The sequence below is a fragment of the Pseudomonas sp. Sample_22 genome (genome assembly GCF_004307635.1).
In the GTDB taxonomy this organism is placed as follows: Bacteria; Pseudomonadota; Gammaproteobacteria; order Pseudomonadales; family Pseudomonadaceae; genus Aquipseudomonas.
Genome location: NZ_RCNY01000094.1, coordinates 41,356 through 60,893 on the forward strand (window position 1 = coordinate 41,356; position 19,538 = coordinate 60,893).

At 58.3% G+C, this 19,538-nt stretch carries 16 protein-coding genes; 6 read left to right on the forward strand and 10 right to left on the reverse strand.

Annotation, left to right across the window (positions count from 1 at the left end):
• The first annotated feature begins 46 nt into the window (after positions 1 to 46).
• From D8U73_RS27715 to leuS, 5 genes are all read left to right on the forward strand, one after another.
• A complete protein-coding gene (locus D8U73_RS27715; RefSeq protein ID WP_015094382.1) occupies positions 47 to 1,030 on the forward strand; it encodes a C-terminal binding protein in 984 nt (327 codons plus the stop codon).
• Positions 1,018 to 1,761, forward strand: a complete 744-nt coding sequence (locus D8U73_RS27720) for a class II aldolase/adducin family protein (RefSeq protein ID WP_015094383.1) — start codon at positions 1,018 to 1,020, stop codon at positions 1,759 to 1,761. Before D8U73_RS27715 ends, D8U73_RS27720 begins: the two co-directional genes overlap by 13 nt.
• Complete coding sequence (locus D8U73_RS27725) at positions 1,758 to 2,873, forward strand: histidinol-phosphate transaminase (RefSeq protein WP_130906285.1); 1,116 nt, start codon at positions 1,758 to 1,760, stop codon at positions 2,871 to 2,873. The genes D8U73_RS27720 and D8U73_RS27725 overlap by 4 nt, the downstream gene beginning before the upstream one ends.
• Positions 2,870 to 4,078, forward strand: a complete 1,209-nt coding sequence (locus D8U73_RS27730; protein ID WP_241668554.1) for an MFS transporter — start codon at positions 2,870 to 2,872, stop codon at positions 4,076 to 4,078. Before D8U73_RS27725 ends, D8U73_RS27730 begins: the two co-directional genes overlap by 4 nt.
• Positions 4,079 to 4,156: 78 nt before the next feature.
• On the forward strand, positions 4,157 to 6,748 hold the full coding sequence (leuS, locus tag D8U73_RS27735; protein WP_015094386.1) for a leucine--tRNA ligase: 2,592 nt from the start codon (positions 4,157 to 4,159) through the stop codon (positions 6,746 to 6,748).
• Positions 6,749 to 7,041: 293 nt separating this feature from the next.
• Here leuS and aceA read toward each other — a convergent pair whose 3' ends face one another.
• From aceA to D8U73_RS29285, 10 genes are all read right to left on the reverse strand, one after another.
• Positions 7,042 to 8,367: an isocitrate lyase gene (aceA, locus tag D8U73_RS27740; RefSeq protein ID WP_056854618.1), complete on the reverse strand. Its 1,326-nt coding sequence runs from the start codon at positions 8,365 to 8,367 to the stop codon at positions 7,042 to 7,044.
• A gap of 475 nt (positions 8,368 to 8,842) precedes the next feature.
• Positions 8,843 to 9,604, reverse strand: coding sequence for a secretin N-terminal domain-containing protein (locus D8U73_RS27745; RefSeq protein WP_056854617.1), 762 nt, complete (start codon positions 9,602 to 9,604; stop codon positions 8,843 to 8,845).
• 252 nt (positions 9,605 to 9,856) lie between these two features.
• Positions 9,857 to 10,282 (reverse strand): GNAT family N-acetyltransferase, encoded by a 426-nt coding sequence (locus tag D8U73_RS27750; RefSeq protein WP_056854616.1) that lies wholly within the window; start codon positions 10,280 to 10,282, stop codon positions 9,857 to 9,859.
• Positions 10,275 to 11,444 (reverse strand): cupin domain-containing protein, encoded by a 1,170-nt coding sequence (locus tag D8U73_RS27755; protein WP_130906286.1) that lies wholly within the window; start codon positions 11,442 to 11,444, stop codon positions 10,275 to 10,277. Before D8U73_RS27755 ends, D8U73_RS27750 begins: the two co-directional genes overlap by 8 nt.
• 86 nt (positions 11,445 to 11,530) lie before the next feature.
• Entirely contained in the window at positions 11,531 to 12,901 is a 1,371-nt protein-coding gene (gene purB / locus D8U73_RS27760) for an adenylosuccinate lyase (RefSeq protein ID WP_056854614.1), read from the reverse strand.
• 124 nt (positions 12,902 to 13,025) lie between these two features.
• Positions 13,026 to 13,649, reverse strand: a complete 624-nt coding sequence (gene hflD, locus D8U73_RS27765) for a high frequency lysogenization protein HflD (RefSeq protein WP_056854613.1) — start codon at positions 13,647 to 13,649, stop codon at positions 13,026 to 13,028.
• Positions 13,646 to 14,791 carry a tRNA 2-thiouridine(34) synthase MnmA gene (mnmA, locus tag D8U73_RS27770; RefSeq protein ID WP_130906287.1) on the reverse strand — a complete coding sequence of 382 codons (1,146 nt, stop codon included), beginning with the start codon at positions 14,789 to 14,791 and terminating at the stop codon, positions 13,646 to 13,648. The genes hflD and mnmA overlap by 4 nt, the downstream gene beginning before the upstream one ends.
• Before the next feature lie 59 nt (positions 14,792 to 14,850).
• On the reverse strand, positions 14,851 to 15,297 hold the full coding sequence (locus D8U73_RS27775) for an NUDIX hydrolase (RefSeq protein ID WP_130906288.1): 447 nt from the start codon (positions 15,295 to 15,297) through the stop codon (positions 14,851 to 14,853).
• A 205-nt stretch (positions 15,298 to 15,502) separates the two neighbouring features.
• Complete coding sequence (locus D8U73_RS27780) at positions 15,503 to 17,728, reverse strand: NADP-dependent isocitrate dehydrogenase (RefSeq protein WP_056854610.1); 2,226 nt, start codon at positions 17,726 to 17,728, stop codon at positions 15,503 to 15,505.
• A 328-nt stretch (positions 17,729 to 18,056) separates the two neighbouring features.
• Positions 18,057 to 18,224 carry a hypothetical protein gene (locus D8U73_RS29285; protein ID WP_177336584.1) on the reverse strand — a complete coding sequence of 56 codons (168 nt, stop codon included), beginning with the start codon at positions 18,222 to 18,224 and terminating at the stop codon, positions 18,057 to 18,059.
• On the opposite strand from D8U73_RS29285, the gene icd reads away from it, so the two are divergent.
• Positions 18,223 to 19,479: an NADP-dependent isocitrate dehydrogenase gene (gene icd, locus D8U73_RS27785; RefSeq protein WP_007972065.1), complete on the forward strand. Its 1,257-nt coding sequence runs from the start codon at positions 18,223 to 18,225 to the stop codon at positions 19,477 to 19,479. The genes D8U73_RS29285 and icd overlap by 2 nt on opposite strands.
• Positions 19,480 to 19,538 lie beyond the last annotated feature (59 nt).

Genomic DNA, 19,538 nt, shown 5'->3' on the forward strand with positions numbered 1-19,538 from the left:
GAAATTTGAATCGGCAATGCTACTGCTAGGGAAGGAGGAGAAGCTCATGAATATTCTGATGATCGATTCGCGGAGAGTGAATTATGTCGACCCTGGGGAGTATGTCTCGGGTTCGGCGCATCAGCCCTATAGCCTGGAGGTCACATCCCGGCCCTCGGATGAACAATTGGCCCGCGCCGACGGGATCATCGCCTTTCATTCGGTTGTCATCGACGCGCCATTGGTGGCCAGGATGCATCGATGCCGCGCGTTGGTGAAGGCGACCATTGGCCTTGATGATGTGGATGTCGAGGCTTTGAGCGCGAAAGGCATTCTTTGCTCCAACATCGGCTCTGTGGGGGCGGAGGAAGTCGCGGAGCACGCCATGGCGTTGATTCTCTTTGCCCAGCGCAAGCTTCTCGACTACGCCAGGCACACCCGGCAGGGCGGCTGGAGCTGGCGAGCTCATACTGGCGAGGTCAAAGCCTGCGCAGATACGGTCCTGGGGTTGATCGGTTATGGCGCAACAGGGCGAGCATTGGCGCGCAGAGCGGTGGCCCTGGGTTACCGGATTTGTTTTTACGATCCTTGGGTCGAGCGCTGTGTCGAAGGTATTGCGCAGGGCGGCACGCTGGAGTCGTTGCTCGATACGGCCGATGTCATATCGCTGCATTTGCCTCTTAATCCGGACACTGCGCATTTGATGAACGATGCGCGATTTTCGCGGATGAAGCACGGTGCGACCCTGGTCAATACTGCGCGAGGTGGCATCGTCGATACCAATGCTCTGCTTCTGGCCCTGCAGTCCGGGGTAGTGTCAATGGCACTGCTGGATGTCGTGCAGGAGGAACCGGCACCTCCCCAGGCCCTGATCGAACATGAGCGTGTGTTATTGACGCCGCATGCCGCGTTTTACAGCGAACGCTCTCTGGCCGATTTGAAGGCCAATGCCCTGGAAACGATTCTGGGTCTGCTACAGGGGACAAAGATCAAAACCGTGGTCAATCCCGATTGCGTATCGGGGGGAGGCAAAGGGATATGCCTGAATTAAAACTGGCGGGACTTGAAACTTCCCGATCCGGGTTGCCAGCCTGGTTCGACGTGGCGATCGGCAGCAGTATTCTTCAATACGGTCAGCGCTTGGCGGCGCGACAGCTGTTGGTCAATACGCTGGGCAATATCGCTGTACGAAGCCACTGCGCATACTGGCAGCGCGAAGTGATCTACACCAAACACCGCGGCGTCTCCCTGGAAGAGTGCGGTCTTGAACATCTGGCTGTGCTGGATATGCAGTCCGATGAGCTTTTGCACGGTCGTTTCAGACCCAGCCTGGGGCACCAGATGCACCGGGAAATCATGCGCTGTCGCGCTGATGTCAATGCCACGGTGCATCTTCATCCCAATGAAGTCATTTCCTTCTTCGCTGTCATGCAATGGCGTGAAATGGAGTACGTGTCGAACGACACGGCACTGGTGATGGGCAAGCCACCGTGCATTCTTGGTGAGGGTGTGAATGTCGAACTGGATGTCAGTGCCATTGGCCGCTGCGCCAGCGACACCAACTGCATTGTCATGCCCAGTCATGGCATTACCTGTTTTGGCCGCGACCTGTCCGAGGCGTTTCATCGTGCCGTGGCATTCACTGCGGAAATCAGTCGATTGATTACGAGCCAGTATTTATCGGCGGCCACAGGGAAGTCGGTGGTGTATGCCAGCGATGAAGAGGTCAGGCAGATGTATGAGCTCGGCGAACAGGTGATCTACGGAGGGATGCACAAATGAAGTTTCACGGACACATCTTGCGTTCCGGATTATGGAAGTCTGCGGAACGCGATCTCTCGTCGGTGTTGCTGGATCTGAATGAAAACCAGTTTCTACATGAGTTTCTGGCGCGGTTCATGGCCACCGAATTGAAGCCTCGGGATCTGTTCACCTACCCCAATTATCAGCCACTCCTTAGCGAGCTGGCAAAGTACTGCAAGGTGTCGACCGACAGCTTGCTGTTGACCAATGGGGCGGATCAGGCAATCGATCTGGTGATACGGTCGGTGTTTTCGCCCGGGAATCGGGTGGTAGTTCCTTCTCCGGTTTTTTCCTTCTATTACCAGATGCTCGACGTCAATGGCGTGGCGCCGGTGATCGTGGGCTTCGAGAAACAAGCCCAAAGATTCGTGCTGCCGACCGAGGCTGTGCTCGAGGCTTTGCAAACCTGTCAGGGACTGATCCTGTGTAACCCCAACAATCCTCTGGGCGTACGTATTGATCCTGAGCAATTGAAAGCTCTTGTCGAGACTTGTGTAAGACAAGACAAGCCGATGATCGTTGACGAATGCTATTTTGAGTACCTGCAACACTCGTGTCTGGATACATTCAACACGGCCAGGCAGTTGTTCGTCATCCGTTCGTTCTCAAAGTACTTTGGCCTTGCCGGGTTGCGTCTGGGGTATGTGATCACGCGACCGGAATCAATCCGTGAACTGATGAAGGTGCGCGGACCCTGGGATGTAAACCATGTGGCGGTGAAAGCTGCGCTGTTCTGCTTGCAGAACCGGGAAGCATTGCAGCGGGCTCACGATAAACTCGCGCAGATCAAGCGTGAAATAATCGAAGTCTGTCGGGCCAACGCGATCGTCGTATACGAAAGCGATACGAATTTTTTGCTGTTGCAGGATCAGTCCGACGGTCGTCTGGCCAACGCTTTCGCTCAGGCCAAAATTCGCGTCAGCGACTGTTCGCAGTACCCCCACAGCTTCGGCCTGCTCCACAATATGTTGCGTGTGGCCATTCCTGCTTCGTCGGATGTCAAAACATTCCTGATGGCAATATTGCTTGGCAGTGGCAGTACGGCTGCCAGCGTTCCTCACTTGCGCAGCGTCGAGGTGATTCTCAAGTGAAGGGATTGCTGAAAAGGATCGGTATGGCAGAAGGGATGCGCAATATCGTTTTGCTTCGGTTGCTGTTCGTCATGGCGAATGCCTTGGGGCCTTTTGCTGCTTTGTTTTTCCAGCGCCACTACCAGCTCGACAGTTCGGCGGTGGCCTTGGTAATCACGCTGATGTCGGCGTTCTATCTGTTGGGCAATCTGTTGGGCGGGGTGCTGATCGGTCGTTGTTCCTTCCGGGTGCTATTGATCTGTACCTCGTCTTGTTCATCGGTGTTTTTGTTGTTTGCTGCACTGTTCAGCTCATCGATCGCATCCATTGTGATGGTGCTGCTGTTCATGCTGTGTGCGGGCCTGATCACGCCGGTATTTAGTGTCCTCACGTCCTTGGCGGCGGATGAAAGCAATCGCGTCGCCAACTTTGGCTATTTACACCTGGCCAGCAATCTGGGGGGCGCGCTGCTGTTCGTGATTGGTGGGTATTTGCTCGGCCTGGACAGTCACTACCTGATGATTTTTGCGATGGTCGTGAGTGTGTTGTGCCTTTTGGCGAGTATCTTTCTGGCTCTGCCGGAACGCCAGAGCGCCGTACCTGAAGCCAGAAGGGCTTCCATCGGCGCACTGGTTGATGTGCCAAGGATCGTGATCGTTGCGGGCGCAATGTTCTTTGCGTTGTCGGTGCTGGATGCGCAGCGTGAATATCAGCTGCCTCTATGGCTTGACGTGGTAACGGCGGGGAAGGCCGCCAGCGTGTTCGGTGCTGTAGGTATCGTCAATGCGTTGATGGTGATCGTGTTGACGCAACCACTGATAGCGTTGACGTCGCGTTTCGGGGCGCTCACCAATCTGTCCCTGGCTGCGGTTTTTTACGGTATCGGATTTGGCGCCTATGCCTTTTTCGAGCAGACAGTTCTGATCCTGTCGTTTGTTTTCTTCTGGACGCTGGGTGAGATTCTCGGCATTACCTACATCACCGCGCTGATTTCGCAGAAAACCACATTGCAAACCCAGGCCAGTCTTTTTTCCCTTATTCCGATCGTGCTGGCGGGGGCGAGGATGGTATCCGTAGGGCTGGGCGCCTCGTTGATCAGCGGGGTCGGTTTCCAGCTGAGTTGGAGTCTTTATGGGCTGTTGGGCCTCCTGTTCGGAGGCGGCTGTCTTTTGGTTGCTGCCAGGACGGCTGTAGCGCCCCGTATTTCATCGCCGGACAGGAACTGAAGCAAATCGACCGGTAACTTTTAAGGAGTGTGAGCCGAGCGAGTCGTTGTTCAGCTCCTGCAATGTTGAGGAACCTCTATGCGACCACAGTATGATCCAGTCTGGGTTGAAAGTACGGCTCAGGCCAAATGGCTTCAAGGTGATGTATTCAGGGCGGTCGAAGATCAAAGTCGGCCGAAGTTTTATGCCTGCTCGATGCTTCCCTATCCATCGGGAAAGTTGCATATGGGGCACGTTCGCAACTATACGATCAACGACATGTTGGCCCGTCATTTACGCATGAAAGGGTTCAATGTCCTGATGCCGATGGGCTGGGATGCTTTTGGTTTGCCGGCAGAGAATGCGGCCATGCAGTCGGGTGTTTCTCCCGCCGAGTGGACACGACTGAACATTGCGGACATGAAGGCGCAAATGCAGCCGCTGGGGCTGGCCTTCGATTGGTCGCGCGAGATCGCCACCAGCGACCCACAGTATTACAAATGGAGTCAGTGGTTCTTCCTCAAGTTGCTGGAAAAGGGCGTGGCCTACAAGAAAACCCAGATAGTCAACTGGGATCCTGTCGACCAAACGGTGCTGGCCAATGAGCAGGTGATCGAAGGTCGAGGCTGGCGCTCGGGGGCGCTGGTCGAGAAGCGGGAAATTCCCGGGTACTACCTGCGTATCACGCAATATGCCGAAGAGTTGCTATCGGCCATCGACACGCTGGATGGCTGGCCCGACAGGGTGCGCACCATGCAGCGCAACTGGATCGGCAAGGCCAGCGGTGTTCGTCTGGCATTTGCCCACCAGATCCGGGATGCGTCGGAGCAACTTATCGATGCAGGCAAGCTGTGGGTGTTCACAACCCGGGTGGATACGCTGATGGGGGTGACCTTCTGTGCCATTTCTCCCGAGCATGCACTGGCCAGGCGGGCTCTGGAGCTTGATCCGAGCCTGGAGTTGCAGGTGCGGGCGTGTCGTCAAGCGGCGGATGCCGGTCCCGCCTCCAGCGTTCAGGTCAAGATCGGCGTTCCCAGCGGTTTGCACGTCGAGCACCCGTTGACCGGTGAGCCTGTCGCACTGTGGATTACCAACTATGTGCTCAGCGAATACGGTGAAGGGGCCCTGATGGCCGTGCCTGCCCACGATGAGCGTGACTTCAACTTTGCCCATCAATACGGTTTGCCTGTTCGCCAGGTCATTGCCTCCGATGATCAGGCGTACGAGCCCGAGGTCTGGTCAGACGATTACACCCGTCGGGACGGCCATCTGATCAACTCCGGCACCTTCGATGGGCTGACAGTCGAACAGGCCACTCAGGCCATCGTCGCGGCGTTGGTTGAATGTGGCATGGGCGAGGAAACCACCACGTGGCGCCTGCGCGATTGGGGGATTTCACGGCAGCGGTACTGGGGAACCCCAATTCCCATCATCCATTGTGAACAATGTGGCGACATCCCGGTACCTTACGCAGATCTGCCCGTGGTGTTACCCACCGATTGTGTTCCCGACGGCAGCGCAAACCCGTTACTGGAACATGAAGGATTTCGCCATGTGGCTTGCCCTCGCTGCGCGGCGCCGGCGCTTCGAGAAACGGACACCATGGATACCTTCGTCGACTCAAGCTGGTACTTCATGCGCTACTGCGATCCCGACAGTGCTACCGCGATGGTGGGGCCAGGCAGCCAATACTGGATGCCCGTCGATCAATACATCGGCGGTATCGAGCATGCTGTGCTGCATTTGCTGTACGCCAGGTTCTGGACCCGGGCTATGCGGGATGAAGGGCTGGTGGCGTTCAGCGAACCGTTCAAGAACCTGTTCACCCAAGGCATGCTGTTGCGGGAAAGTTATTACCGCAAAGCGGATGATGGCAGTCGGCGATGGTTTTATCCCGCGCAGGTGACGGTCGAGTACGATGAAAAAGGTCGCCCGGTAAAGGCTACGGCGCTTGAGGACGGTTTGCCCGTCACCATTGGCGGCGTGGAGAAAATGTCCAAGTCGAAGAACAACGTCGTCGAGCCGAAGGACATCATCAACACGTTCGGCGCCGACACTGCCCGTTTGTTTACTATTTTCGCGGGACCTCCCGACCAGGACACGATCTGGAGCGACAGTGGGGTGGAGGGTGCTTATCGCTTCCTGCGCCGGCTATGGACTTTTGCCTGTGACAGCCGGGCCCCGGATGGTGGGGATGCTCGGGTTGAGGACGTTGCCGAATCCAGACGCGTGCGCTTTGAGATACATCGCTTGCTGCAGCAGATCAACAACGATTACGAACGGCTGCAATACAACACTGTGGTTTCGGGTGCGATGAAGATGTTCAAGGTGCTGGAGGGCGGCAGGTCGGCTGGCCCGCACGCGGCCCGCGAGGGGATGGCGATCCTGTTGCAGGTCCTGTATCCCGTTACGCCGCACATCGCCCAGACACTCTGGGCGGAACTGGGTTTCGCAGGTGACATCTACGACAGTTCGTGGCCGGTACCCGACAATGAAGCCTTGAAACAGAACGAAGTAAAAATGATGGTGCAAGTCAACGGCAAGTTGCGTGGGGACATCATGATCCAGGTTGATGCCGATCACGATGCGATACGGAGCCAGGCATTGGCTGATCCGGTGTTGCGCAGTTATCTGGAAGGCGCGGGCAGGATGATTGTGGTGCCCAATCGACTGGTTAACTTCGTTATCTGATTCCCGGTCGCTCACTCCGCTTAGAGATGGAGCAACGTTTTTGCCCAGACTGCCGCCGACCTTTGTAGGAGCTGACGAGTGAAACGAGGCTGCGATCTTTTGACTTTGTTTTTTAGAAGCAAGATCAAAAGATCGCAGCCTCGTTTCACTCGTCAGCTCCTACCGGGGTTTTGCAGTGTTGGTTAAATCGCAGACAAAAAAACGCCCCGAACCAGGCGGTCGGGGCGTCAGATGTGCAGCGCTGCGGTTAGCTTTCTATTCAGTCCGCAGCGGCTGTTTACTCAAGAAGCAGATCAGTGGAACTGTTCTTCTTCAGTCGAACCGGTCAGTGCGGTTACCGAAGACGAGCCACCCTGGATCACGGTGGTCATGTCGTCGAAGTAGCCGGTGCCCACTTCCTGCTGGTGAGCCACGAAGGTGTAGCCCTTCGATGCGTCAGCGAATTCCTGCTCTTGCAGCTTCACGTAGGCAGTCATGTCGTTGCGGGCGTAGTCGTGCGCCAGGTTGAACATGCTGTGCCACATGTTGTGAATGCCGGCCAGGGTGATGAACTGGTGCTTGTAGCCCATGGCGGACAGTTCGCGCTGGAACTTGGCGATGGTCGCGTCGTCCAGGTTCTTCTTCCAGTTGAAGGAAGGCGAGCAGTTGTAGGACAGCAGTTGGTCCGGGTATTCCTTCTTGATCGCTTCAGCGAAGCGACGAGCCTCTTCCAGGTCTGGCTTGGCGGTTTCGCACCAGATCAGGTCGGCGTACGGAGCGTAAGCCAGGCCACGAGCGATTGCCTGGTCCAGACCAGCGCGTACTTTGTAGAAACCTTCCTGGGTGCGTTCGCCCGTTACGAACGGCTGGTCGTACGGGTCGCAGTCGGAAGTCAGCAGGTCCGCAGCGTTCGCGTCGGTACGAGCCAGGATGATGGTCGGCGTACCGGCAACGTCAGCAGCCAGACGTGCAGCGGTCAGCTTCTGTACGGCTTCCTGGGTAGGAACCAGTACTTTGCCGCCCATGTGGCCGCATTTCTTCACGGAAGCCAGTTGGTCTTCGAAGTGAACACCGGCGGCGCCTGCTTCGATCATGCTCTTCATCAGCTCGTAAGCGTTCAGTACGCCGCCGAAACCGGCTTCAGCGTCAGCCACGATCGGTGCGAAGTAGTCGATGTAGCCGTCGTCGCCCGGGTTCTTGCCGGCTTTCCACTGGATCTGGTCGGCACGACGGAACGAGTTGTTGATGCGCTTGACCACAGTTGGAACCGAGTCCACCGGGTACAGCGACTGGTCCGGGTACATCGATTCGGCGGAGTTGTTGTCCGCAGCCACTTGCCAGCCCGACAGGTAGATTGCCTGGATACCGGCTTTGACTTGTTGCACAGCCTGGCCGCCGGTCAGGGCGCCCATGCAGTTGACGAAATCTTTCTCAGGACGGAAGGCTGGCTTGGCACCCTGGGTAACCAGGTTCCACAGCTTCTCGGCGCCCATTTTTGCAAAGGTGTGCTCAGGTTGAACCGAGCCACGCAGGCGGACGACGTCAGCAGCGGAGTAAGTGCGTGTCACGCCTTTCCAGCGCGGGTTTTCAGCCCAGTCTTTTTCGAGGGCTGCAATTTGCTGTTCGCGTGTCAGTGCCATGGGAGATAAACCTCGTCGCGTCTTTATGAAAAGTTGTTCTGCGGTGGAAAATTCCTGCGCTCGCTGACCAGAAGCTTAGGCGGTCAAGTCGGATTCGGCGGGGGTGGCGACGGGATGAACGATGGGCTCGAGGGGAAGTGAGCAGGTAAGGGCGAACTGGTGGGCGCATTGGGGCGTCGTGGGCCTTGGTGCGAACTTCAGTGTGATGCCGGGTTTACCTAAATACGCTTCCGTCCCTCGGGACAACTTCGTTCCAGTCGGCAACCTCGTCAAACACACCTTGTGGGCGGTACAGACACGAAGCGGTTCGCGGGGTAGGTACGAACGTCGCCTCGAAGGCCCTTGCCAGGGCCCCTGATTAGCGGGAGCGAGGCCATCATGCCTTTGCTTTTTTGGCTCGTCAAACGTTTTGTAGTGCTTTTTTTCAAGCACTACATCTTTGGTCTAATACGACTAATCAGTCAGTTTTCGATGTTTAGTCCAAAGTGTCGACTTTCACGCGCAGGGTCATGTCATTGCGGCTCTGTGTCGAGTAGCTGCGGGCTATGCCCTGTTTGTCGGCCTGGGTCTGGCCATTGACCCCGGCCAGCAGGATCCATTCACCAAGACGTCCGGTGACGGTTGTGTCGGTACTTTGTACGTTCACTACATCGGGACGTTCCTGGCTCAAGCGGTCACGGTTGGTACTGATCGACAGGTGGACGATTTCGCCGGTGACGTTGGCTGTGACGTAAAAGCCCTGGGTGACGTTGCGGTATTCAGTCTGGCTGCGCAGGTCGCCGTAGGAGTCGCTCTGGGTGCTGGTCAGCGGTACGCTCTGGCCGACCTGGATCAGCGCCGGCATGCCATCGGTGGCCTGGACTTGTTGAATTCCGCCGTCACGACTGGCGGTGCTACGGCTGATGATGCGAGTTTGGCCGGGCTTGGCGCCGTTGACTGAATAACCCTGATCGCCCTGTACGTTGTTGTCGTTGGTGTCGACGGTGATCAGCAGGCGCTTGGGTGCGGTGTCGAGTTGGCCGATCAGCGCTTTAAGTTCGTCGATCTTGCGTTGATCGGCATTGACTATTAACTGATTTCCGTAGGCGCTGACGTTGCCGTCCTTGCCGATGAAGTCTTGTGCCACGGGTAACATGTCGGCGCTGGTGTGGTAATTCAAAGGCACGATTTCGGTGGCTGCCATGACCGAAAAACTGCAGCTCACCAGCAGTGTGGTGAGCAGGGTGCGTAGGGACATATCCGTTATCTCCGCAATCAAAGGCTTGATATTGCCAGTTTGTCGGCCTGGGGTGGGGCAAGTTGAATCCTAGACAGCAAAACGCCCCGGCATCTCGCGATGTCGGGGCGTTTTGTGATGCGATCGAAGCTTTTGTGGCGAGGGAGCTTGCTCCCGTTGGGGCGCGAAGCGGCCCTGAAATCTTGGGTCTGCTACGCAGCCCAGCGGGAGCAAGCTCCCTCGCCACAGGGATCAAACTTTAAGCCTTAAACCTCAGGCAGAATGGCGCACCATGTCCACATGCGGGATTCCGGCTTCGAGGAACTCCTCACTGACCATGCTGAAACCCAGGCGTTCATAGAACGCCGTGGCTTGCACCTGGGCGCTGAGCATTTGCTGCTTGAGCCCGCGTTCTTCGGCTTCACCGATCACGGCCTGCATCAGCGCGTCGCCGACTTTCAAGCCGCGCCAGTCCTTGAGGACCGACACCCGGCCGATGTGACCGTCCGGCAGCAGGCGTGCGGTGCCAATGGGGAAGTCGCCTTCGAATGCAAGGAAATGCACGGCCGTTGCATCGTCGGCGTCCCATTCCAGTTCAGGCGGTACGCATTGCTCGGCGACGAACACCGTTTCACGAATGCGCCGGATCTCGGCGTTGTCCTTTTGCCAGTCTGCGACACGTACGTGAATCTTATTCATCGGCGAACCCCAGGCTTCCTTGCTTGACCAGCTCGCAGAGCAGCCCGCGACCGTCTTCGTCGCTGAGCCAATCGCCAAGGTTGTCGACGTGCAGGGCGTCGGCGGCGCAGATCATCTTCAGCAGTTCGCGCAGTTTGCCCGGCAGATAACGACTCTGGCCGCTGGCGAACAACAGCAAGTCGTCATCGACTTCCGACCAGGCCAGGCGCGCGCTCGGGTTACGGATCAAGACGGCGCCTTGCTCCAGCGCACCCAGGACGTCGTCTTCTGCGAGGTCTTCAGGGCCGACCACCAGCTCTGGATAGCGCGGCTCGGTCATGAACTGGCCGAACCAGGTCAGCAGCAGGCGCTCGTCGCTCATGTGTTCGGCCAGCAGGCTTTTCAGGCGATCGAGGGCGTCGTGCTGGATCTGGTGCGGGTCGGCGGCCGGCAAGGCGTCGGCGTCGGTGTAGCGTTCTTCGTCCGGCAGGAACTGGCTGAGGAAGTCGGTGAAGTGAGTCAGCACTTCAGCGGCGCTCGGTGCGCGGAAGCCGACCGAGTAGGTCAGGCAGTCGTCGACGGCGACGCCGCAGTGGGCCAGGCGCGGCGGCAGGTACAGCATGTCGCCCGGCTCCAGGACCCATTCATCGGTCGCTTCGAAATCAGCGAGGATGCGCAAGTCGGCGTGTTGCAGCAGCGGGCTTTCGGAATCGCACATCTGGCCAATCTTCCAGTTGCGCTTGCCGTGGCCTTGCAGCAGGAAAACATCGTAGTTGTCGAAGTGCGGACCGACGCTGCCACCCGGTGCAGCAAAGCTGATCATCACATCGTCGATGCGCCAGCTTGGCAGGAAGCGGAAGTTTTCCAGCAGTTCACTGACTTCCGGTACGAACTGGTCGACCGCTTGAACCAGCAGGGTCCAGTCGCGCTCCGGCAACTTGCTGAATTCGTCCTCGGCAAACGGGCCGCGACGCAATTCCCATGGACGCTCGCCGTTCTCGATGATCAGGCGCGATTCAACTTCTTCTTCCAGCGCCAGGCCGGCCAGTTCGTCGGCGTCGATCGGGCTTTCGAAATCAGGAATTGCCTGGCGGATCAGCAGTGGTTTTTTCTGCCAGTAATCGCGCAGGAATTCCCGTGCCGTGATGCCGCCCAGAAGTTGAAGAGGAGTGTCAGGATTCATGTGTAACCTATTGAAAAAAAGCACTTTTCATACGGGAATAAAAACGCCCGGCGCGGCCGGGCGTCTTAAAGGGGTCCAGCGGTCGATCAGATGCGTTTGGCTTGCTCTACAGCGTTACCGATGTAGTTGGCCGGGGTGAGCAATTTCAGCTCGGCCTTCGCGGCGGCTGGCATGTCCAGGCCGTCGATGAAAGTCTGCAGCGCTTGCGGGCTGATGCCCTTGCCGCGGGTCAATTCTTTCAGCTTTTCGTACGGGTTTTCGATGTTGTAGCGACGCATCACGGTCTGGATCGGCTCGGCCAATACTTCCCAGCACGCGTCCAGGTCAGCGGCAATCTTCTGCTCGTTGAGCTCCAGTTTGCTGATGCCCTTGAGGCTGGCTTCGTACGCGATCACGCTGTGGGCGAAGCCGACACCGAGGTTGCGCAGTACGGTGGAGTCGGTCAGGTCGCGCTGCCAGCGGGAGATCGGCAGTTTGCTCGCCAGGTGCTGGAATAGTGCGTTGGCGATGCCCAGGTTGCCTTCGGAGTTTTCGAAGTCGATCGGGTTGACCTTGTGCGGCATGGTCGACGAACCGATTTCGCCAGCGATGGTGCGCTGTTTGAAATAACCCAGGGAGATGTAGCCCCAGATATCACGGTCGAAGTCGATCAGAATGGTGTTGAAGCGGGCGATCGCGTCAAACAGCTCGGCAATGTAGTCATGCGGCTCGATCTGCGTGGTGTACGGGTTGAAGCCCAGGCCCAGCTCGTCTTCGATGAAGGCGCGGGCGTTGGCTTCCCAGTCGATCTCGGGGTAGGCCGACAGGTGAGCGTTGTAGTTGCCGACAGCGCCGTTGATCTTGCCCAGCAGTGGCACGGCAGCGACTTGAGCGATCTGGCGCTCCAGACGGTAGACCACGTTGGCCAGTTCTTTGCCCAGGGTAGTCGGCGAGGCCGGTTGACCGTGGGTGCGCGACAGCATCGGCACGTCGGCGAAGCGGATGGCCAGCTCGCGGATGGCGTTGGCGGTCTGGCGCATCAGCGGCAGCATCACGTCATCACGGCCTTCGCGCAGCATCAGGGCGTGGGACAGGTTGTTGATGTCCTCGCTGGTGCAGGCAAAGTGGATGAATTCGCTGACCTTGGCCAATTCCGGCAGTTTGGCCGCTTGCTCTTTGAGCAGGTATTCGATGGCTTTGACGTCGTGGTTGGTGGTGCGCTCGATCTCTTTGACGCGCTCGGCGTGTTCCAGAGAGAAATTTTCCGCCAGGGCATTCAATACAGCGTTGGCTTCGGCGGAGAACGCCGGCACTTCGCTGATGGCAGGGTGAGCGGCCAGGCGCTGGAGCCAGCGCACTTCAACCAGAACGCGGGCACGGATCAGGCCGTACTCGCTGAAAATTGGGCGCAGGGCCTGGGTTTTGCCGGCGTAGCGGCCGTCAACAGGGGAAACCGCAGTGAGCGAAGAAAGCTGCATGGGGTGTTCTCGGACAGTCGGGCAACGAAATGGGGCGCGTATCATACATGAAAAAATCCGCCGGTCCGTCGCCAACTGACCGGCGTATTACGCGTATTGCTAGGTTCGGTTCCGTCGATGCGAGTTATTCGTTACGCATCAATGGGTAAAGTTCTTTGAGCAATTTGCGACGGCTGATCACCAGTTGCCAGCGATGCCCGCCCAATTGCCGCCACAGGCGTGCCGAACGAATGCCGGCCAACAACAAGGCGCGGATTTTCGAGGCATTGCTCGGTTGCTGCAGGTTGCGCATGTCGCCATGCACCTGGATGCGTTGGCGCAGGGTGCTCAAGGTGTCCTGATACAGCGCGCCGCAGGCGGCGATCACGTTTTCGTGGGCCGGGCCGAAGTGTTCGACCTGGGATTGAATTTGCGGCAGGCGCTTGCCGATCACATCCAGCATGTCGCTGCGCTTGGCCAGCTGCCGCTCAAGACCGAGCATGGCCAGCGCATAGCGCAACGGCTCGCGTTGCAGGGCGCTCGGGTCGCGTTCGAGGGCGCCGATCAGCGCGCGATAGCCTTCGCGCAGATTGAGGTCGTCGCCCCCGTAGACTTCCAGGGTGTCCTTGGGGTCGCGGATCAACAGGCTGCCGAGCATGCAGGTCAAGCCGGCTTCGCTGGTCTGTCCGGTCTTGGCGATCTTGTCTACCAGCACGGCGGCGAGAAATACGCCGCCCAGCGCCGTCAGTTGTTCCTGGGTGGGAGTCATTGCTGCTCGCCTTCAAGAGCGCCTTTGCTGGTCCATGGCTCTGCTACTTCAATGACGCCGCCGCCGAGGCAGATTTCGCCGTCATAGAACACCACCGATTGGCCTGGAGTGACCGCGCGCTGCGGGTCATCGAAGGTCGCGCGATAGCCGTTGGCAGTCTTTTCCAGGGTGCAAGGCTGGTCGCTCTGGCGATAGCGCACCTTGGCGGTCAGCTTGCGTGGCTGGCTCAGGTCGATCGGGTTGACCCAATAGATGTCCGAGGCGAGCAGGGCGCGGGAGAACAGCCACGGGTGATCGTTGCCTTGGCCGACGATCAGCTCGTTGTGCTCCAGGTCTTTGACCAGCACGTACCACGGCTCGTCACTGGCGTCTTTCAAGCCGCCAATGCCCAGGCCCTGGCGCTGGCCGATGGTGTGGTACATCAGGCCGTGGTGACGGCCGATGATTTCGCCTTCGGTGGTCTTGATCTCGCCTGGTTGAGCTGGCAGGTATTGCTTGAGGAAATCGCTGAAACGGCGCTCGCCGATGAAGCAGATCCCGGTGGAGTCTTTCTTCTTCGCGGTCGCCAGCTGGTATTTCTCGGCAATTGCGCGCACTTGGGGTTTTTCCAGTTCGCCGACCGGGAACAGGGTCTTGGCGATCTGTTCGCCACCGACGGCGTGCAGGAAATAGCTCTGGTCCTTGTTCGGGTCCAGGCCTTTGAGCAATTCGGTGCGGCCATCGATGTCGCGGCGACGCACGTAGTGACCGGTGGCGATCAGGTCGGCGCCCAGCATCATGGCGTAGTCGAGGAACGCCTTGAACTTGATTTCGCGGTTGCACAGGATGTCCGGATTCGGCGTACGACCGGCCTTGTATTCGGCCAGGAAATGCTCGAACACGTTGTCCCAGTACTCCGCCGCGAAGTTGGCGGTGTGCAGCTTGATGCCGATCTTGTCGCACACGGCCTGGGCGTCCGCCAGGTCATCCATGGCGGTGCAGTATTCCGTTCCATCGTCTTCTTCCCAGTTCTTCATGAACAGGCCTTCCACCTCATAACCCTGCTCGATCAGCAGGAGGGCGGAAACGGAAGAGTCCACGCCGCCGGACATGCCGACAATGACGCGCTTCTTTTTTGTGTCAGAAGGGGCTGGATCACGCATAGGGATTCAATGAGTGTCTTGAAAAAGGACGCGATTCTAGCAGGCTCAGGCCCGCAAGGCTAAAGAGAAGGACGGATCAATTCGAGGCTGAAGTGTTGGCCGCCCAGATAGTCGTCGATGCAGCGGATGATCAGTTCGCTGCGCCAGTTATCGCGCTGCTCGATTAATTCGTCGCGGGTCAACCACTTGGCACCGACGATGCCGTCGTCCAATTGATAATCCGGGTGGTGTTTCAGTGGTTTGGCGATGAAGCAGACCCGTTGGTAAGTCACGCCGTTACTCGGGGCGGTGTACAGATAAATGCCCAGCACGCCGGTCGGTTCGACGTCCCAGCCGGTTTCCTCGAGGGTTTCGCGCACGGCGGCTTCGGTCAGGGTCTCGTTCGGGTCGAGGTGGCCGGCCGGTTGATTGAGTACGACGCGACCGTGCTTGAGTTCCTCGACCATCAGGAAGCGGCCGTTGTCTTCGACGATGGTGGCGACGGTGATGTGGGGTTGCCAGGTCATGAAGCTTCCTCGATGTTGAATGCTGGAGCACAGTCCCTGTGGGAGCTGGCTTGCCAGCGATAGCGGTGGGTCAGTCAATGTTGATGTCGAATGATAAATCGTCATCGCTGGCAAGCCAGCTCCCACAGGTTTTTGTGCCAATCATTAAGTACCGAAAACACAAACCCCGGCACAGGGCCGGGGTTTGTGGTACTTCCTTGCAGCCTTACACCAGCGCAGCAATCGCCGCGTTGAGTGTGGCGCTTGGACGCATGGCCTTGCTGATCAGCTCGGCGCTGGCGTGGTAGTAGCCGCCAATGTCCACTGGCTTGCCCTGAACGGCGTTGAGCTCGGCAACGATGGTTGCCTCGTTCTCGGTCAGGGTCTTGGCCAGCGTCGCGAACTGCGCTTGCAGTGCAGTGTCTTCGGTCTGGGCAGCCAGGGCTTGAGCCCAGTACAGCGCCAGGTAGAAGTGGCTGCCGCGGTTGTCGATGTTGCCGACTTTGCGCGATGGCGACTTGTTGTTGTCCAGGAACTGGCCGGTGGCCTGGTCCAGGGTCTTGGCCAGAACCAGTGCCTTTGGATTGTTGTAGGTCACGCCCAGGTGTTCCAGGGATGCGGCCAATGCCAGGAACTCACCCAGCGAATCCCAGCGCAGGAAGTTTTCTTCCAGCAGCTGCTGAACATGCTTCGGCGCCGAACCGCCGGCGCCGGTTTCGAACAGGCCACCGCCGTTCATCAGCGGCACGATCGACAGCATCTTGGCGCTGGTGCCCAGTTCCATGATCGGGAACAGGTCGGTCAGGTAGTCGCGCAGTACGTTGCCGGTCACCGAGATGGTGTCCTTGCCTGCGCGGGTGCGCTGCAGGGTGTACTTCATTGCGTCGACCGGCGCCATGATCTGGATGTCCAGGCCGGCAGTGTCGTGATCCTTCAGGTAAGCCTGAACTTTCTCGATCACCACGCCATCGTGGGCGCGCATCGGGTCCAGCCAGAAGATCGCTGGCGTGCTGCTTGCGCGAGCACGGTTGACGGCCAGCTTGACCCAGTCCTGGATCGGCGCGTCTTTGGTCTGACACATGCGGAAGATGTCGCCGGCTTCAACCGACTGTTCCAGCAGCAGGGTGCCATTGGTGTCGGTCACGCGGACAACGCCGTTGGTCTTGATCTGGAACGTCTTGTCGTGGGAACCGTACTCTTCGGCCTTTTTCGCCATCAGGCCAACGTTCGGCACGCTGCCCATGGTGGTTGGGTCGAAGGCGCCGTTGGCCTTGCAGTCTTCGATCACCGCCTGGTAGATGGTGGCGTAGCAGCGATCCGGGATCACAGCCTTGGTGTCGTGCAGCTGGCCGTCGGTGCCCCACATTTTGCCGGAGTCACGGATCATTGCTGGCATCGAGGCGTCGACAATGACGTCGCTCGGCACGTGCAGGTTGGTGATGCCTTTGTCGGAGTTGACCATCGCCAGGGCAGGGCGAACGGCGTAGACCGCTTGAATGTCAGCTTCGATCTGCGCTTGCTGCTCGGCCGGCAGGGCCTTGATGCGAGCGTACAGATCGCCGATGCCGTTGTTCAGGTTGAAGCCGATCTGTGCCAGCACGTCAGCGTGCTTGGCCAGTGCGTCTTTATAGAACTCGGCAACGATCTGGCCGAACATGATCGGGTCGGAAACCTTCATCATGGTCGCTTTCAGGTGAACCGACAGCAGCACGCCTTGTGCCTTGGCGCTTTCGATTTCAGCGGCAATGAATGCGCGCAGAGCGTTTTTGCTCATGACGGCGCAGTCGAGGATCTCGCCAGCCTGAACGGTGGTCTTTTCTTTCAGGACGGTGGTGGTGCCGTCTTGAGCGATCAGTTCGATCTTCACGGCGCCAGCGGCGTCGATCAGGGCAGCTTTTTCGCTGCCGTAGAAATCACCGGTGCTCATGTGCGCAACGTGGGACTTGGAGTCAGCAGCCCAGGCGCCCATTTTGTGCGGGTGTTTGCGCGCGTAGTTCTTGACCGACAGCGGGGCGCGACGGTCGGAGTTGCCTTCACGCAGAACCGGGTTCACGGCGCTGCCCTTGACCTTGTCGTAGCGCGACTTGACGTCTTTGTCGGCGTCGCTGGTCACGGTTTCCGGGTAGTCCGGCAGTGCGTAGCCCTGGGCTTGCAGTTCTTTGATCGCGGCTTGCAATTGCGGAACCGAGGCGCTGATGTTCGGCAGCTTGATGATGTTGGCTTCAGGCGTAACGGCCAGGTCGCCCAGTTCGGCGAGGTGGTCGGCTACGGCTTTGTCGCCCAATTGCTCGGGGAAGCTGGCCAGGATGCGCCCTGCAAGAGAGATATCGCGGGTTTCCACGGCGATATCAGCCGAGGCGGTGAACGCCTCTACGATAGGCAACAGTGAATAGGTGGCGAGGGCGGGAGCTTCGTCGGTGAAGGTATAGATGATCTTCGAGCGGGTGGGCATATTCGGATTAACTCTCTCTTCTTTGCTAAAGCGTGCGCAGAAACTCGAGGGGCGCCGGGTAAGCGCGTTCGTTCAAAGTCATCCATGAGCCGAATATCGAGGTTTCGTTGCTGTGATGTTGGGTGCATCAGTAGGGCGTCAAGTAGCCGGTCTGCGGTAACAGACCAGATTGTGCGGCGCAAAGGCTCGTCATAGAGCCGTTCAGCCATCGTGACCCTTTAGTCAGCGGGCGGCATTATACATAGGTTGCTGGCAATCTGCCGATGGTTCATATGCAACGATTGTCGTCCATTGGTCTAAAGGTCGCAGGGGCGAGCAAGGCGTATGGTCATTCGTCGTGCTTGAGTTTGGCGCTTTTCCCTTTGCTTTCAGGCTTGTAGCGCGCTGGTTGTATGGCTTTGCGGCAGATGAATGGAACATAGGGTTTGCGCGCCGATTCAACTGGGTTACGCTCGAACCAAGCCAGATGTTCAATCCAATCAATGGAGTTCAGCATGGGTTACAAGAAGATTCAGGTTCCAGCCGTCGGCGACAAAATCACCGTCAATGCAGACCATTCTCTCAATGTTCCTAATAACCCGATCATCCCCTTCATCGAAGGTGACGGCATTGGTGTCGACATCAGCCCGGTCATGATCAAGGTTGTCGATGCTGCTGTGAAAAAGGCTTACGGCGGCGAGCGCAAGATTTCCTGGATGGAAGTTTATGCCGGGGAGAAAGCGACCCAGGTTTACGATCAGGACACCTGGCTGCCTCAGGAAACCCTGGACGCGGTCAAGGATTACGTGGTTTCCATCAAAGGCCCGCTGACCACCCCGGTGGGTGGCGGCATCCGCTCGCTCAACGTGGCGTTGCGTCAGCAACTCGACCTTTACGTCTGCCTGCGCCCGGTGCGCTGGTTCGAAGGCGTGCCCAGCCCGGTCAAGAAGCCAGGCGACGTCGACATGACGATCTTCCGCGAGAACTCCGAAGACATCTACGCCGGCATCGAATGGAAAGCCGGCACGCCGGAAGCCACCAAGGTCATCAAGTTCCTTAAAGAAGAAATGGGCGTTACCAAGATCCGTTTCGACGAGAACTGCGGTATCGGCGTCAAGCCGGTGTCCCTGCAAGGCACCAAGCGTCTGGCGCGCAAGGCCCTGCAATATGTGGTCGACAACGATCGTGATTCGCTGACCATCGTGCACAAAGGCAACATCATGAAGTTCACCGAAGGTGCCTTCAAGGAATGGGCCTACGAAGTGGCGGCTGAAGAGTTCGGTGCGACTCTGCTCGACGGCGGCCCGTGGATGCAGTTCAAGAACCCGAAAACCGGCAAGAATGTCATCGTCAAGGATGCCATCGCCGATGCCATGCTCCAGCAGATCCTGCTGCGCCCGGCTGAGTACGATGTAATCGCCACCCTGAACCTGAATGGGGACTACCTGTCCGACGCCCTCGCGGCTGAAGTGGGAGGTATCGGTATTGCCCCAGGTGCCAACCTGTCCGACACGGTGGCCATGTTCGAAGCCACCCACGGCACAGCACCGAAGTACGCCGGCAAGGACCAGGTCAACCCGGGTTCGCTGATCCTGTCTGCGGAAATGATGCTGCGCCACATGGGCTGGACCGAAGCGGCAGACCTGATCATCAAGGGCACTAACGGCGCGATTTCCGCCAAGACCGTGACCTATGACTTCGAACGTCTGATGGAGGGCGCGAAACTGGTTTCCTCTTCCGGCTTTGGCGATGCGTTGATCTCGCACATGTAAGCGAACGAAAGGCATGCGAAAACCGCCCGGCTCAAGTGTTTGAGCCGGGCGGTTTTTTT

Bases quoted from the DNA above. Each gene is read 5' to 3' on its own strand.
- D8U73_RS27775 (WP_130906288.1), bottom strand. From the start codon at position 15,297: ATGACCTGGCAACCCCACATCACCGTCGCCACCATCGTCGAAGACAAC.
- leuS (WP_015094386.1), top strand. From the start codon at position 4,157: ATGCGACCACAGTATGATCCAGTCTGGGTTGAAAGTACGGCTCAGGCC.
- D8U73_RS27755 (WP_130906286.1), bottom strand. From the start codon at position 11,444: ATGAATCCTGACACTCCTCTTCAACTTCTGGGCGGCATCACGGCACGG.
- D8U73_RS27715 (WP_015094382.1), top strand. From the start codon at position 47: ATGAATATTCTGATGATCGATTCGCGGAGAGTGAATTATGTCGACCCT.
- icd (WP_007972065.1), top strand. From the start codon at position 18,223: ATGGGTTACAAGAAGATTCAGGTTCCAGCCGTCGGCGACAAAATCACC.
- D8U73_RS27750 (WP_056854616.1), bottom strand. From the start codon at position 10,282: ATGAATAAGATTCACGTACGTGTCGCAGACTGGCAAAAGGACAACGCC.
- D8U73_RS27725 (WP_130906285.1), top strand. From the start codon at position 1,758: ATGAAGTTTCACGGACACATCTTGCGTTCCGGATTATGGAAGTCTGCG.
- D8U73_RS27720 (WP_015094383.1), top strand. From the start codon at position 1,018: ATGCCTGAATTAAAACTGGCGGGACTTGAAACTTCCCGATCCGGGTTG.
- D8U73_RS29285 (WP_177336584.1), bottom strand. From the start codon at position 18,224: ATGCTGAACTCCATTGATTGGATTGAACATCTGGCTTGGTTCGAGCGT.
- purB (WP_056854614.1), bottom strand. From the start codon at position 12,901: ATGCAGCTTTCTTCGCTCACTGCGGTTTCCCCTGTTGACGGCCGCTAC.
- D8U73_RS27780 (WP_056854610.1), bottom strand. From the start codon at position 17,728: ATGCCCACCCGCTCGAAGATCATCTATACCTTCACCGACGAAGCTCCC.
- mnmA (WP_130906287.1), bottom strand. From the start codon at position 14,791: ATGCGTGATCCAGCCCCTTCTGACACAAAAAAGAAGCGCGTCATTGTC.
- aceA (WP_056854618.1), bottom strand. From the start codon at position 8,367: ATGGCACTGACACGCGAACAGCAAATTGCAGCCCTCGAAAAAGACTGG.
- hflD (WP_056854613.1), bottom strand. From the start codon at position 13,649: ATGACTCCCACCCAGGAACAACTGACGGCGCTGGGCGGCGTATTTCTC.
- D8U73_RS27745 (WP_056854617.1), bottom strand. From the start codon at position 9,604: ATGTCCCTACGCACCCTGCTCACCACACTGCTGGTGAGCTGCAGTTTT.